This window comes from Methanofollis sp. UBA420 (genome assembly GCF_002498315.1).
Lineage (GTDB): Archaea > Halobacteriota > Methanomicrobia > Methanomicrobiales > Methanofollaceae > Methanofollis.
In genome coordinates this window covers 515,449-528,238 of sequence record NZ_DAGX01000005.1, presented here as the reverse complement: position 1 = coordinate 528,238, position 12,790 = coordinate 515,449, and the positions used below count along the sequence as shown (strand labels likewise).

The 12,790-nt window shown below is 61.3% G+C and carries 14 protein-coding genes and 1 pseudogene; 11 read left to right on the top strand and 4 right to left on the bottom strand.

Going from position 1 to position 12,790, the window contains the following annotated elements:
- Positions 1-34: 34 nt before the first annotated feature.
- A complete protein-coding gene (locus BP869_RS08755) occupies positions 35-388 on the bottom strand; it encodes a DUF5518 domain-containing protein (RefSeq protein WP_342678786.1) in 354 nt (117 codons plus the stop codon).
- 331 nt (positions 389-719) lie between these two features.
- Here BP869_RS08755 and BP869_RS08750 point away from each other — a divergent pair, with 331 nt between their 5' ends.
- The 3 genes from BP869_RS08750 to BP869_RS08740 all read left to right on the top strand — a co-directional run bounded on the left by BP869_RS08750 (position 720) and on the right by BP869_RS08740 (position 2,262).
- On the top strand, positions 720-1,187 hold the full coding sequence (locus BP869_RS08750; RefSeq protein ID WP_342678785.1) for an LURP-one-related/scramblase family protein: 468 nt from the start codon (positions 720-722) through the stop codon (positions 1,185-1,187).
- A 72-nt stretch (positions 1,188-1,259) separates the two neighbouring features.
- Positions 1,260-1,790, top strand: coding sequence for a YqhA family protein (locus BP869_RS08745; RefSeq protein ID WP_342678783.1), 531 nt, complete (start codon positions 1,260-1,262; stop codon positions 1,788-1,790).
- Positions 1,791-1,830: 40 nt separating this feature from the next.
- Complete coding sequence (locus BP869_RS08740; RefSeq protein WP_342678781.1) at positions 1,831-2,262, top strand: DUF61 family protein; 432 nt, start codon at positions 1,831-1,833, stop codon at positions 2,260-2,262.
- Positions 2,263-2,268: 6 nt separating this feature from the next.
- On the opposite strand, the gene BP869_RS08735 is transcribed toward BP869_RS08740, so the two are convergent.
- Complete coding sequence (locus tag BP869_RS08735; RefSeq protein WP_342678779.1) at positions 2,269-2,613, bottom strand: hypothetical protein; 345 nt, start codon at positions 2,611-2,613, stop codon at positions 2,269-2,271.
- A gap of 224 nt (positions 2,614-2,837) precedes the next feature.
- Here BP869_RS08735 and BP869_RS08730 point away from each other — a divergent pair, with 224 nt between their 5' ends.
- A complete protein-coding gene (locus tag BP869_RS08730) occupies positions 2,838-3,506 on the top strand; it encodes a mechanosensitive ion channel family protein (RefSeq protein WP_342678778.1) in 669 nt (222 codons plus the stop codon).
- A 51-nt stretch (positions 3,507-3,557) separates the two neighbouring features.
- Here the strand turns inward: BP869_RS08730 and BP869_RS08725 are convergent, their stop codons facing one another.
- Complete coding sequence (locus tag BP869_RS08725; RefSeq protein ID WP_342678776.1) at positions 3,558-3,743, bottom strand: YegP family protein; 186 nt, start codon at positions 3,741-3,743, stop codon at positions 3,558-3,560.
- 136 nt (positions 3,744-3,879) lie between these two features.
- Here BP869_RS08725 and BP869_RS08720 point away from each other — a divergent pair, with 136 nt between their 5' ends.
- The 7 genes and pseudogenes from BP869_RS08720 to BP869_RS08690 all read left to right on the top strand — a co-directional run.
- Positions 3,880-4,857: a DNA-methyltransferase gene (locus BP869_RS08720; protein WP_342678774.1), complete on the top strand. Its 978-nt coding sequence runs from the start codon at positions 3,880-3,882 to the stop codon at positions 4,855-4,857.
- Entirely contained in the window at positions 4,850-5,377 is a 528-nt protein-coding gene (locus BP869_RS08715; RefSeq protein ID WP_342678772.1) for a GNAT family N-acetyltransferase, read from the top strand. Before BP869_RS08720 ends, BP869_RS08715 begins: the two co-directional genes overlap by 8 nt.
- A gap of 361 nt (positions 5,378-5,738) precedes the next feature.
- Positions 5,739-6,941, top strand: coding sequence for an ATP-binding protein (locus tag BP869_RS08710; protein ID WP_342678770.1), 1,203 nt, complete (start codon positions 5,739-5,741; stop codon positions 6,939-6,941).
- Between the two features lie 376 nt (positions 6,942-7,317).
- Positions 7,318-8,205, top strand: a complete 888-nt coding sequence (locus BP869_RS08705; RefSeq protein WP_342678768.1) for a UbiA family prenyltransferase — start codon at positions 7,318-7,320, stop codon at positions 8,203-8,205.
- A gap of 231 nt (positions 8,206-8,436) precedes the next feature.
- Positions 8,437-8,703, top strand: a complete 267-nt coding sequence (locus BP869_RS08700; protein ID WP_342678767.1) for a hypothetical protein — start codon at positions 8,437-8,439, stop codon at positions 8,701-8,703.
- Positions 8,700-8,999, top strand: coding sequence for a hypothetical protein (locus BP869_RS08695; RefSeq protein WP_342678765.1), 300 nt, complete (start codon positions 8,700-8,702; stop codon positions 8,997-8,999). Before BP869_RS08700 ends, BP869_RS08695 begins: the two co-directional genes overlap by 4 nt.
- Positions 8,996-11,425, top strand: a pseudogene (locus BP869_RS08690) (hypothetical protein); the annotation flags it as partial. The gene BP869_RS08695 and the pseudogene BP869_RS08690, both read left to right, overlap by 4 nt.
- A 187-nt stretch (positions 11,426-11,612) precedes the next feature.
- On the opposite strand, the gene BP869_RS08685 reads toward BP869_RS08690, so the two are convergent.
- Positions 11,613-12,725: an ORC1-type DNA replication protein gene (locus tag BP869_RS08685; protein WP_342678763.1), complete on the bottom strand. Its 1,113-nt coding sequence runs from the start codon at positions 12,723-12,725 to the stop codon at positions 11,613-11,615.
- Positions 12,726-12,790: the final 65 nt, after the last annotated feature.

Below are 12,790 nucleotides of genomic sequence, written 5' to 3'. Positions count from 1 at the left end.
AACCCAACACTTTTTTTCGGAGCATCCCCCTCCGTCACTTCGTCAGCGACCCCCCGATGAGCCCTCCCACATAGCCGAAGAGGCCGAAGAGCGGGAAGAGGGCGACGACGATGAAGAGCGTCGACCCGAGGAACCCCAGGTAACTGATGTCGCCCGGGGCGGTCTCGATGCCATACACCAGGATGGCGGCCGCCAGCACGACCGCGTTCAGGAGGCCGACATAAACGCCCGCTTTCCCGCCGTTCTTTGCGCCCCCTCGCACGATCCAGCCTGCCACGATCCCCCCGACGAAGGCGCCGCCGATGGTGATGAGGTAATTGATGACAAGCGCCACCAACAGCCCGCCTATCACGCCGATCCAGAACTTCTGCGAATCTGATTCGTTCATGGAATTCGTCCTCCTGGCCATCGGCATCCGGGAGGGTCCGGCAGGAAGCAGTGTCTGCACGGACGAGATTGCGTTCCCGGATGCATGGCAGGCAGGAGATATTCACGACCGTATATAAATATGGGTGGACCGCCGCCGGGGCCGCGGTGCCGGGCAGATGCCCGGTTTTCGGGAAAAGTATAATGCCGGTCCCGGGGTAGTGACCCCGGTAGCGGACCGCCGTCTGGCGGACGACGAGGGCGGTCCGGGAGAGAAAGAGGCGAGAGATATGTTGCGAAGAAGGGGAGAAGTCGCCCGGAAGGGCGGAGAGGAAGCCGCACAACGGTATAAAATGAAAGAGAAACTCGTCTCCATCGGGGACGACTACTGGATCGAGGACGCCGCGGGAAAGAAGACCTATAAAGTGGACGGCAAGATGCTGCGCATCAGGAACACCCTGGTGATCCAGGACAGCGACGGGAAGGACCTCTACAAGATCCAGGAGAGGATGCTCCATATCAAGGACACCATGGAGATCGAAAAGGCCGAAGGCGGCACGGCCGCCACGATCAAGAAGGCCCTGATCTCCCCTCTCCGGGACAGGTGGACGGTGAAGATCCCGGACGGCGAGGACTGGAGCATCCAGGGGAACATCCTGGACCACGAGTACAGGATCGAGGCCGGGCGGGAGAAGGTCGCCGAGGTCTCGAAGAAATGGTTCCGTATCCGGGACACCTACGGCGTGGAGATCGAAACGGGCCACGACGCCGCCCTCGTGCTGGCGGTCACGGCCGCGATCGACCAGATGGCGCACGACTAGGCGGCCGGGGACTCCGGGGAGCAGTATTATATCGTCCTGCCTCCCTTCCCCTCCCGGGGAAGGGGTATGGCCATGAAAAAAGAGCCCGGGGGAGGACCGACCGACGGCCGGACGGGTGGGGGCTCGTCCCGTGTGTTTATGGAGATGCTCGCGTCCTCCAGCGGCTGGCTCTTCATCCTTGCCGTGATCGGGTCGGCCCTGGTCTCGGTCAGTCTCTTTGTCTTCGGGTTCGTCCTCACCGTCCTGACGGTCCTTGAGACATTCACCGCCCTCAGTTTCGAGCCCGCAGCCCTGGAAGCACTGCTCTCCATTTCCATCAAGATCATCGACATCTTCCTCGTGGCCACGGTCTTCTACGTCATCTCCCTGGGCCTGTACGAACTCTTCATCGCCAAGGCCCCTCTCCCCGGCTGGGTGGAGATCCGCGACCTCGACGATCTGGAGACCAAACTCCTCGGCGTCGTCGTCATCGCCCTGGCCGTGCTCGTCCTGGGGCAGGCCGTCACCTGGAGGAGCGACGTCTCGACCCCGATCCTGGAATTCGGGCTTGCCGTCGGTGTGTCCATTCTCGCGATATCGGCATACCTCCGGGTGAAGAGGTGACGGCAAAACTATATCTCGCTCCCTCCCCCTCAGGGAACCGATGGCATACCGGCCGAACATCGACGACGAGTCGGTCCTCAGGCGGTGGATGGGCATCGAGGCCGGGCGGATCAACGACGCCCTCGTGGCCGAGAGAAAGACCCTCGCCCGCCTGCTCGACGAGAAAGTTCCGTCGTCGACGACGAAGGGAGGGAAGGAGTACGTCTTCGACAGGGAGGTGATCCGGACCCTCGGCGACCGCCTCCCCCGCGAGATGCACGACCGCCTCTGGCTCCCGATCGTCTTCTCCTTCTCGCCCGAGGTGCGGGACAGTTTTTATCTCCGGGACGGGACGGCGCTCCTCGCCCTCAAGACGCTCGGCGAACTCGGGGCGATGCGCGAGTTTTATAAAGGGCGGCTCTGGGTCTCGAACGCGATCGTCTACGCGATAATGCAGAAATACCCGACCGTGATCCAGATCGGGATCGGGTGACCGGTTCTATCTCCCGAACCTCCGCACGAGAGCCCAACAGACGGCCAGTATCCCGGCGAAGAGCAGGAGGACGGCGAGGTCGTCGGCGGTGAGGACAAGATATGTGGTGTCCACTGCCGCCTCCCCCTTTGCGCCGTGGCCGCGGGCGTCGGCCGGAATACGCAGGAGTTCCTGCGGCGTCGCTGCGGCGCGATAGTCCGCCGGGGTGGCGTTGAGGGAGCGGTCGTCCCCGAAGGGCGTCAGGTTCACGAGGGGGAAGGACGGCACGGCATCCGTGGCTACGGCCGGCACCGCGAGCAGGGCCGGGAGGAGAAGAAGTACGACAGTCTGGAGGCGCATGCGGGTGTGCATCCCCTTTTTCTCTCATCGGCACGGCCCTATGTATACCTGCCGCTCTTGCTCAGGCACCCGCCCAATTCTCCGTATCGTTGCGGTACACACACCTGCCATCTTTTCCCGGCGACAAACGGGATTTCACCCATTTTTTCAGGTGAAGGCGTCCTGTCCATTCGGCTCCGGCCCATCTCCCTCAGCAAATTATATATGATAATATTATAATTCATACCCGATGTACCATGGCTGATATTATCGTCACCATTGGCCAGGTCGGTGGAAGCGTGATCGCATTCCTGCCGTACCTTGTCGCCGCAGTGATCATCCTGATCATCGGCTGGATCGTCGGGCGCCTGCTGGGCTCTGTCGTGTCGAAGTTCCTGGACCGGATCGGCGTGGACGACGCCCTCAGAAAGACGGGGCCGGGCGAGGCGGTCGAGAAGAGCGGCTTCATGATCGTCCATCTCTTCGACCTGCTCGTGCGGTGGGCCGTCTACCTGATCGCGATCATGGTGGCGGCGAGCGTCCTCCAGATCGAGACTCTCTCGCGAGTGATTGCCGCTATCGTCGCCTATCTCCCGAACATCGCGGCGTTTGTGATCATCCTCATCGCCGGCCTGATCCTGGTCGACTTCTTCGCCGACGTCCTGGAAAAAATGAGTTCCGCGGCCGAGGTCGCCCTTGCCGGGCCCATGATCCTGGGCCTGCGGGTCTTCCTCTACTTCGTCGTGATCATGCTTGCCCTGACGCAGCTTGCCATCGACCTGACCATCGTCTACGTTTTCATCGAACCGATCGCCTGGGGCGTCGGGCTCGGGCTCGGCGCTGCTATTGCGATCATTGTCGGCTTCGGCCTCAAGGACCGGAGCCCGGAGATCCTGGACACTCTGCTGTCACAGGAGAAAAAATAATTTTTTTCGGGAGAGAGAAGGGAGGTTGAGTTCTGGAATGATGTGCCTGGTTCACTCGTGTGCCTGGAGGACTTCGGCATTGGGGGCGTTGTTCCTGACGCTCTCTATTCCTTTCAGGCACGACTCCTTCGACTTGTAACTCTGGCTCGTGGCGATGACCTGGCCGTTTGATGCTTTGAGCCTGAACCTGAATTCCCCGGACTTGTCCTGGTAGACTTCGAATTTCCCTCTGGGCATGGTTCCACCGATGATAGAGTTGAATTGTCGCTATAAATATCTTTTTATTTTTCACAGGGATTATTCGGCCCTCTCATGGACGGACCGCCGTCCTGTTTCGTCACCCCTATGTAGGGTGTGCGCCAACAGAGTGGTGATGCACCTTACCTGCCCTGCCTGCGGATGCTCCTTCGAGTACACCGGACGGGCGACATTCTTCACCTCCTGCCCGGCCTGCAAGAAGCGGGTCACGATACGGAGGAGGAAGTCGGAGACGAGCGACTTCGGGGTCTCGAAACGGGAGTGCCACGACGCAAGGGCTTTTTACGGCCGCAAGATCTATGCGGCGGCCGGGGCGGGCAGGGAGAGTGCGATCGCCGAGAACGATCTCCCGCCGGGCGTCAGGAACGCGGTCCTCTGCCGGGACAGCAGGGACCTGGCCCTGATCCCGGACAACAGCGTCCACCTGATGGTGACGTCGCCGCCCTACAATGTGGGCAAGACCTATGACGACGACCTGGACATGGAGGAGTACCTCGCTCTCCTGCGGGCGGTCTTTGCCGAGACGTACCGCGTGCTCGTGCCGGGCGGCCGGGCCTGCGTGAATGTGGCGAATGTGGGAAGGAAACCGTACATCCCGTACCACAGTGCGATCATCGGGGTGATGGCGGAGATCGGGTTCCTGATGCGGGGCGAGGTGATCTGGAACAAGGCGACGGGGGCCGGGATCTCGACGGCCTGGGGGAGCTGGCGGTCGGCCTCGAACCCGACGCTCCGGGACGTCCACGAGTATATTCTGGTCTACTCGAAGGGGTCGTATGCCCGGAAGAAGGGGGAGAGGGAGGACACGATCGGCAGGGAGGAGTTCCTGGAGTGGACGAAGAGTCTCTGGACGTTCCCGACGGAGTCGGCACGTAAGGTCGGCCACCCGGCGCCTTTCCCGGTGGAGCTGCCGTATCGCTGCATTCAGCTGTACACGTTCAAGGGCGATGTGGTCCTGGACCCGTTCGCGGGTGCGGGGACGACGGGCGTGGCGGCGCTGCGGGCGGGCCGGGACTTTGTCTGCGTCGATTCGGACGCGGGCTACGCGGAGCGTGCGAAGGAGCGCCTGCGGGCCGAAGGCTGGGATGGCTGAGGAGGTGGCGACCGCCCGTCTCCGTCTGGTGCCGGTGACGGCGGCGCACCTGACGGCCGACGCCGCGGCCCTCTCGTCTCTCCTCGCCGCCGCGGTCCCGGACGCCTGGCCGCCGGAGACTGTCGAGGATGCCATCCCGACGTTCCTCTCCTGGCTGACGGAGGACCCGGCGAGCGAGGGCTGGAACCTCTGGTATATTGTCTCACCCGATGGGGTGCTCGCGGGGTCGTGCGGTTTTGTCGGCAGGCCGTCGCCCGATGGGGAGGCGGAGATGGGCTACGCGGTCCTCCCGGCCTTCCGGGGCCGCGGCTATGCGACCGAGGCGGCGGCGGCCCTGGTGGACTGGGCGTTCGCGCACTCCGAGGTCGCCTGCGTGACGGCGCAGGCCGACCCGGCGAACCTGGCCTCGGTGCGGGTGCTGGAGAAGGTCGGGTTCGTGCCCGACGGCGCCGGGGACGAGGGGTGCGTGCGGTTCGTGAGGAGGCGGTGGGAGAATTCCCCGAATTTTACATGCACTTGATATGATCAGGGACGGAAAACGACCTCTTCATGATCGCTTTTCATTTTGCGTGTTCTTTTCGGGAGATTGACGATGTATTTGACATAATTGAATTGGAATATTATTTCCTTGCATTATTGCACCCTATCATATGTCACTGCCTTCAGACACTCTTGATCTACTAAATGTCTATTCTCGAAATGATTTATGAAAGAAGTTTGAGATTGTCGACTCTCGATTGAATAATCGAGTAGAGTATAAATAAGCAAGTTTAAACTCTCGTATGTTAATTTTTATTTTGATAATCGGTATTACTTGATTTATGACTGCAGAATACTACTAAAAACAAATACCCTTACTTTTAAAACGTGGGTTGAATGAAATGACAAATATTGATGATTTAATCGAATTTGATAACGAAAACCGTAATTTGGATTTCAAAGGAGCGCAATACATAAAAGAGAACCATGAAGATTTTATAAAAGACCTTATCTCAATGGCAAACGCGGAGACTAATGATGAGCGTTATATTGTTATTGGGATTGTTCAGGGTAATGAAGGAGAAAAAGAACTTCGAGGCATAGAAAAAAAAGATTTTATTGATGATGCCGTTTACCAACAGTTAATCAGAGAAAATGTAGAGCCAGATATAAATTTTGAATATTTCTTACATGAATATAATAGGAAGTATTTTGGGGTCTTCAGAATTGAAAACTGTACCGATAAGCCCTATATGATGAAGAAAGATTATCGACGATTAAAAAAAGGAGATTCGTGGATTAGAAAGGGGAGTCATCAACCTCGTATGGTTCGGAGAGACTTAGATAACATATATGAACAAAAAACGGTTTCGATTGGTTTTAATGGACCTGTAGAGGTATTATTTGAAGAAAATAGATCTCCTCGTATAAGCATACCTACGGCAGGAGAGTTTATCTTACCCTCAGAGCGGAAAGCTAAAAATATTCACCAAGCTATTGAGGAGAAAAAAAACCCTATTATGAAGAAACCAACATTGTCCTATCTGGATGGTCTCACTAATTTAAATGCGTATAATTTGCTTGCTGGCATAAAGCCCTATTCTGAAAGGACATTAGAAGAACTCGAAGAGAACCTAAAGAGCGTCAAAGAAGATTTTGCTGATGATGACATATACTTCTGTTTCGAAGAAATTGGCTATAAATTGAATCTAGTTATTGAAAATAAAGGAGAGCAGTATATTGAAGATGGGCAAATTCATGTTTGGATCCCTAAAGAGGATGGATTGCTTGTCGCATCTAAGGTCCCTAATAAACCCAATAAAAATCCCTTTTTGCACTATGAAGACTTAATTAATGCGGCGAACGGACCCAGATACCCAAGAGTCACAGAATTTGAAAACTATATAGTTGTTAAAAGATCTGTTGGAAACATAAAACATCATATCCCAATTATTGCCTTTGAGAAGCCAGTTAGAATATTTTTTAGTAATGTTTTGACAGGTAAGTCTATCGAAATAATATGCGAGATATTTGGAAAAAATCTTAAGAAATCTCTATTAAAAACTTTAATTATCGATTTGATCGAGCCAAAAACAAATGATTAAGATCAGATCATTATGGTAAAGTTATACTTGCACAGTCCCATTTTTATATCTCTCAACATCCTCCAAGGAGTAATGATCCCCGAACCATTCGCCTCCAACCTCTTCGCCCAAGATCATGCCGTTCATCTCCCCTGTATCCTCGCGGCGAAACGAAAGACCTCAGGCTACCACACCAACTGGTGGTCACCATCACCCACGACACTCTCCTGCTCAACACTCCACATCGGCATCGAGATCAATCACAGGCAATACAAGCCGGAAGGACAGATGAACCCCTTACCAGAGGCTCTATGAAAATATGTATTCACAATATATCCTTCACCGTTCTCACTCGGGAGCCCCCCCTAAAACTCACACATCACCGGAGGAACTACACATGACCCTCCGCGCCTACGCCGACCTGCTGCGCATCCACTTCGCGTTCGCCTGGCCGCTCCTCTTCTGCTCGGGCCTCTTTCTCGCCTTCGGCACGTACGGCGGTTTTTCGTGGTCTCTGGTCGTCACGGCCGCCCTCATCGGCCTCTTCGGTTTCGAGGCCGGGATGGTGCTCAACGACTACGTGGACAGGGAACGCGACACGCGGGACGTCGAGGGGCGGCTGACGCGGTACTGGCGGCTCTTCGGGACGCGGCCCCTTGCCGAAGGAGAGATCCCGGCTGAGCACGCCCTCGCCCTCTTCCTCCTCCTCGCCCTCGCCGCGCTGGCGTTGATCGCCACCCTCCCGTACCCGCACTCCCTCTGGGTGGCCGGGATCATGGCGTACAGTTATGCCGTCGAGGTCTTCTACCAGCTGAAGAAGAGGGACCAGAGATTCCCGATCGCCCAGGTCGTCGGGCGGACGGACTTCGCCCTCTTCCCGGTGGCGGGCTACCTCGTCGCGGGGATGCCCGACCTGACGGCCCTCCTGTACTTCCTCTTCTTCTACCCCTACGCCCTCGCCCACCTCGGCGCGAACGACCTGGTCGACGTGACGAACGACCGGGCGCGGGGGATGCGGACGGTCCCGCTGCTGTACGGCACGCGGGCGGGCGTCCTCTGGGTCGCGGGCTTCACCGCCCTCCACGGCGTTCTGGCCCTCCTCTTCGCCCCGGTGCTCGGGCCGACGGCGCGGGCCGGCCTCCTCGTCGGATTTGCCCTGCTCGTCGTCGCGAACCTGGTCATCCTCCGGGGCCGGACGCCGGAGGCGGCGATGCGGGTGCTGCCCCTCTTCCACCTGGCGATGGTGGTGTATGCCGCGGGGATGGTTCTCGGGGCGGTGTGGTGACCCTGCCGCGGGCAGATCACTTTCGCCCCGCTCTCTGAAAAGAAGCGCATAAATATGATGATTTGTTTCATTCGCCGTGCGCTGCTCTTCTTTATCTCCTATCGGGCTCACTCTCTCTTCGGTGCGGTGCCGCCGGTCCCCGGATGCGGCGGCCCGCCCGGGAGTTGAAAAAAACATGAGAGAGATATCTCAGGATGTCCCCGGTCGGGGGGTCGAGGACGGTACGGACGGATGGACGACGGAGAAGAGCGAGGTGGCGGGATGCGCCGGTTGAATGGCAGCCTTCATGCTTCCCCGTGCGCCAACACCGGATCCCGGAAGACCGCCGCATCTCCGTCGGCCCGCGAGGAGATCACCGCCGTCGATCCTGTCCCCCTGTACCTGGTCCCTCACACGGTCACGGTCGAGGTGAAGAGGTTTGGCGGGGCGATCTCGGAGCTCCATGTGACGCGGGGCGCCCGGCACATGTATGCGGTCACGGTGGTGGTGCGGGAATGAGTGCCACTCTCCGTCTCGGGTCCGACGACGCCGTCTACCTGCTCGTCGGCCGCGAACGTTACCGGATCGCACCCGACGACCTGCGCGGCCTGATCTTCCACGGCCACGCGGTGCCGGTGACGCGGGAGGGCCCGGCGATCGTGGGCCACGCGGCGGTGAACCCTGCCGGCCGTGCGGTGAAGGTCTTCACGGTCTCCGGCCACTTCATCGTGCCGCTCGTCTCGTTCCGCCGCGTCGCCGCGGGCGAGGCCCGTTCCGCCCCGCTATTTCCCCTGGTGCCGGAGGGGTGGCCGTGATCGCCGCCGCCCTTGCCGCCCTGTTCTCCGGCGGCGTGGTGGAGGTGCGGGCTCTCGCGGACTATGCGACGCACTCGGGCTACTTCGACGATTTTGCGAAGTGTGCGGCGGCAGCCGAGGCCCTGGACGCCGACCCGGAGGTCCGCGGGATCTATGTCACCCTGAACGCGGTGAACCCGGCCCTCCTGGCCCGCCGGGCGAACAGGGTGAAGATGCGGCTTTCGCGTTCCGACGCGACGACCTCGGACGCCGACATCGTCCGCCGCCGCTGGCTGCCCGTCGACCTCGACCCTGTGCGGCCGAGCGGGGTGTCCTCGACGGAGGAGGAGCATGCCGCGGCGCTCCGCCGGGCCGACGCGATCGCCCTCTGGCTCGACGAGCAGGGCTTCCCCCATCCGATCCGCGCCGACTCAGGGAACGGGGCTCACCTCCTCTACGCGATCGACCTCGCGAACGACGACGAGGCGACGGCCCTCGTCAAGGGCGTGCTCGCCACCCTGGACGCTCTCTTCTCCGACGAGACAGTCGCCGTGGATACGGCGAACTTCAACGCCGCCCGGATCTGGAAACTCTACGGCACGTGCTCGCGGAAGGGGGACACCACGGCCGAACGCCCGCACCGGCGGGCGAAGGTGCTCTCGGTGCCTGAGGAGAGGGAGATCGTCACGGCCGAGAAACTCCGGGCGATCGCCACCCGCCTCCCCGTCGAGGCGCCGCCGGCGCCAAAGGGCGGGACGATTGACCTCGGAAAGTGGCTCAGGGAGCACGGCCTCGGCGTCCGCACCACCAAACCCTGGCAGGGCGGGACGCTGTACGTCCTCGAAGACTGCCCCTTCTCGACCGCCCACCGCGACGGCGCCTTCGCCGTCCAGTTCCCGAGCGGTGCGGTCTATGCCGGGTGCCATCACGCGAGTTGCGGCGGCGGGACGCAGAGGTGGCCCGAACTCCGGGCCATGCACGAACCGAAAAAACAGAAGGCGAGAGAGGAGGTGCCGCCACCTCCTCCCCCCTCGCCGCCGGCGCCCGACCCCGCGTACCGCGAGAAAGCCCTCGACATTTTGGAGCACGGCGACCCGCTCGCCTTCCTCCTCGACACCTTCCACCGGGAACACGTCGGCGACCGCACCGTCGCCGAGTGCCTGGTGATGTCCATCGCCTCCCAGTCCGTCGAGAACACGAACGGGTTGCACGTCGCCATCTCCGGCAACTCCGGGAAAGGCAAGACCCATGCCTGCACCGCCATGCTCACCCTCCTCCCGGAGACCTTCAGGCTCAAAGGCACAGTCTCCGACAAAGCCCTCTACTACCACGACAGCCTCAGGCCCGGCACCGTCCTCCTCTTCGACGACGTCTCCCTCTCCGACGACATGCAGGACGTCCTGAAGAGCGCCACCACCAACTTCCGGGAACCCATCGAGCACCGCACCGTCACCGCAGACAGAAAACTCCAGGTCTGCCGGATCCCGGAGAGGTGCGTCTGGTGGCTCGCGAAGGTCGAGGACCCGGGCGACGACCAGGTGATGAACCGCATGCTCACCGTCTGGATCGACGACTCGGCCGAACAGGACGAGCGGGTGCTCCAGCACATGAAAGAGGTCGAGGCCTTTGGCCCGTCCGCCGGGGAGGACGAAGACGTGCTCGTCGCCCGGTCTGTCTGGGAGGTCGTCAAGGACGCGGTCCTGCCGGTCCGCATCCCCTTCGCCCGGCACGTCCACTTCTCGGCGTCGCAGAACCGCCGGAACCCGGGCATGCTCTTCGACCTCGTCAAGGCCTGTGCCCGCCTCTTCTTCCTCCAGCGGGAACGTGACGGAGAGGGGCGGGTGATCGCATCTCCCGCCGACTTCGCCGCGGCGGCCCGGCTCTACGGCGCCCTGAACGGAACGGCCGGCGGGCAGGAGACGAAGCTGACGAAGAACGAGGCCGCCGCCCTGGAGGCGGTTGCGGCGACGGGCGTCGGGGTGTTCACGATCGGGCAGGTGCAGGAGGCGCTCGGCGTGACCTACCAGCAGGCCTACCGGGTGCTGCAGGGGTACGCGAGGAGGGGGAAGACCTACGCGGGGCTGCTGGAGAAGTGTCCGGCGGTGAGCGTGGTCAAAACAACGGTGACCGAGGACGGTTGCGGGAACCCGGTGAAAAGGCACGAGCTGCACTTTTTCTTCGACCGCAAGCGCTATCGGGAGTGGACGGCGAGCACGGGGGTGTGGCTGGACGATGACCCCGATGACGACACTTTCGACGGTTTTCGACGCGTTTTCACCGCCTGTCGAAAAGATGCGGGGGGGCGGGATGACGGCGGATCAGGAGTTACGGACAGATCTGATGATCAATGTACGTACATATGTACATCTTTTCACCAGGTGGAAGGACCACAGAGCACGGGGGGCGACGAGGGGGATGGGGGTGCGGGTGAGTGTGAGTGTGATCCTCCGCCTGGTGAAAACACTTTTTCAAAACTGCGGTGCGGGGGCGAAAACGTGATGTGCGGCACGAATGCGCCCGAAAACATTTTCGACGCCGGTCGAAAGATGTCGAAGAGGGGTGAAAGGGTGAAAGAAGGTGCCGGTGTGCCGACTCTCCCGGACGGGGTGGCGGTGAATGCCGGGAAGGGGCGGTTCAGTCCTCCTCATGGTTCCGGACCATCACCTCCTCCACCCCCTCCCTCACCACGATCTCCCGCGTCCTCCCCCTCCCCGGCCGCACGTACAGGTCCACCAGCCGTAACGCCTCCAGCTTCTTCAGCCTCTCGTGGAACACGGTGTACTTCATCCCCTCGCAGACCCGCCCGTACACCCGGCCCGAGATCACCGGCCCCCCTTCCCGCTCCTCGGCCAGGGCCGCGTCGAGCACCGCCCTCTCCCCGGCCGTGAGCGCCCGCACCGCCATCGCCACATGCAGGTGCCGGGAGACGGCAAAGGCCGCGAGCACGTCCCCGGCCGTCACCACGGCCCTCGCCTCCCTCTCGGCCGCCCGCACCGCTCTCTTCACGACGTCCAGGCCGACGCGGAGGTCGCCGCAGGCCATCGCCCGCTCGACGACGAGGTCGAGGGCCGCGGGCGGCATCACGCCGGGGTACAGCCCGGCCCGCACCCTCTCCGCGAGAATGCCCCGCACCTCCTCCGCGGTGTACGGCGGGAAGACGATCTCCGAGGCCTGGAGCACCGAGCGGGTGGCCCGGTCCAGGGCGCGGGAGAGGTCGGCCTCGGGCGTGGAGAGGGTGAGGACCACGCCTGTCCTGGCTCCCGGCCAGGCCTCGTGCATCCTGAGAAGAGGGGCGAGGACGCTGCCGAGCGTGCCGTCGGGGATGAGTTCGTTGGCGTCGTCCAGGCAGACGACCAGCACCGCCCCCCTCTCGACGAGGGCATGGGCAACCCCGGCCATCAGCCGCGTGTTCGAGACCCCGGACGGCGGGGGCAGGTGGCCGAAGAGAGCGAGGAAGATCCGGGAGAAGACGGCGTACTGTGTCTTCTCTGTCTGGCAGGAGACGAGCACCGGCACCACCGCCTGCGTCGTCTCCTCCACCTCGGCAAAGATCCGGCGGACCGCGGTGGTCTTGCCGGTACCGGGCGTGCCGCGGAGCACGGTGTTCAGGGGGCTGGCCCCGTAGGAGAGGGTCGGCCGCAGGGCGAAGGCGAGGTCGTCGAGCTGGGTGTCGCGGTAGGGGAAGGCCTCGGGGAGGTGGGTGATCTCGAAGAGGTCGGGGTCGCGGAAGAGGGTCTGGTCGCTCATGAGGCGGGCGTGTGTCATGAGGGAGGGGTGGCCGTGGGGGTATATAGGGGTGGGGCGTGTGTGCG

Excerpts from the sequence above, each read along its gene's own strand:
- BP869_RS08755 (WP_342678786.1), bottom strand. The coding sequence starts at position 388 with ATGAACGAATCAGATTCGCAGAAGTTCTGGATCGGCGTGATAGGCGGG.
- BP869_RS08750 (WP_342678785.1), top strand. The coding sequence starts at position 720 with ATGAAAGAGAAACTCGTCTCCATCGGGGACGACTACTGGATCGAGGAC.
- BP869_RS08745 (WP_342678783.1), top strand. The coding sequence starts at position 1,260 with ATGAAAAAAGAGCCCGGGGGAGGACCGACCGACGGCCGGACGGGTGGG.
- BP869_RS08740 (WP_342678781.1), top strand. The coding sequence starts at position 1,831 with ATGGCATACCGGCCGAACATCGACGACGAGTCGGTCCTCAGGCGGTGG.
- BP869_RS08735 (WP_342678779.1), bottom strand. The coding sequence starts at position 2,613 with ATGCACACCCGCATGCGCCTCCAGACTGTCGTACTTCTTCTCCTCCCG.
- BP869_RS08730 (WP_342678778.1), top strand. The coding sequence starts at position 2,838 with ATGGCTGATATTATCGTCACCATTGGCCAGGTCGGTGGAAGCGTGATC.
- BP869_RS08725 (WP_342678776.1), bottom strand. The coding sequence starts at position 3,743 with ATGCCCAGAGGGAAATTCGAAGTCTACCAGGACAAGTCCGGGGAATTC.
- BP869_RS08720 (WP_342678774.1), top strand. The coding sequence starts at position 3,880 with ATGCACCTTACCTGCCCTGCCTGCGGATGCTCCTTCGAGTACACCGGA.
- BP869_RS08715 (WP_342678772.1), top strand. The coding sequence starts at position 4,850 with ATGGCTGAGGAGGTGGCGACCGCCCGTCTCCGTCTGGTGCCGGTGACG.
- BP869_RS08710 (WP_342678770.1), top strand. The coding sequence starts at position 5,739 with ATGACAAATATTGATGATTTAATCGAATTTGATAACGAAAACCGTAAT.
- BP869_RS08705 (WP_342678768.1), top strand. The coding sequence starts at position 7,318 with ATGACCCTCCGCGCCTACGCCGACCTGCTGCGCATCCACTTCGCGTTC.
- BP869_RS08700 (WP_342678767.1), top strand. The coding sequence starts at position 8,437 with ATGGACGACGGAGAAGAGCGAGGTGGCGGGATGCGCCGGTTGAATGGC.
- BP869_RS08695 (WP_342678765.1), top strand. The coding sequence starts at position 8,700 with ATGAGTGCCACTCTCCGTCTCGGGTCCGACGACGCCGTCTACCTGCTC.
- BP869_RS08685 (WP_342678763.1), bottom strand. The coding sequence starts at position 12,725 with ATGAGCGACCAGACCCTCTTCCGCGACCCCGACCTCTTCGAGATCACC.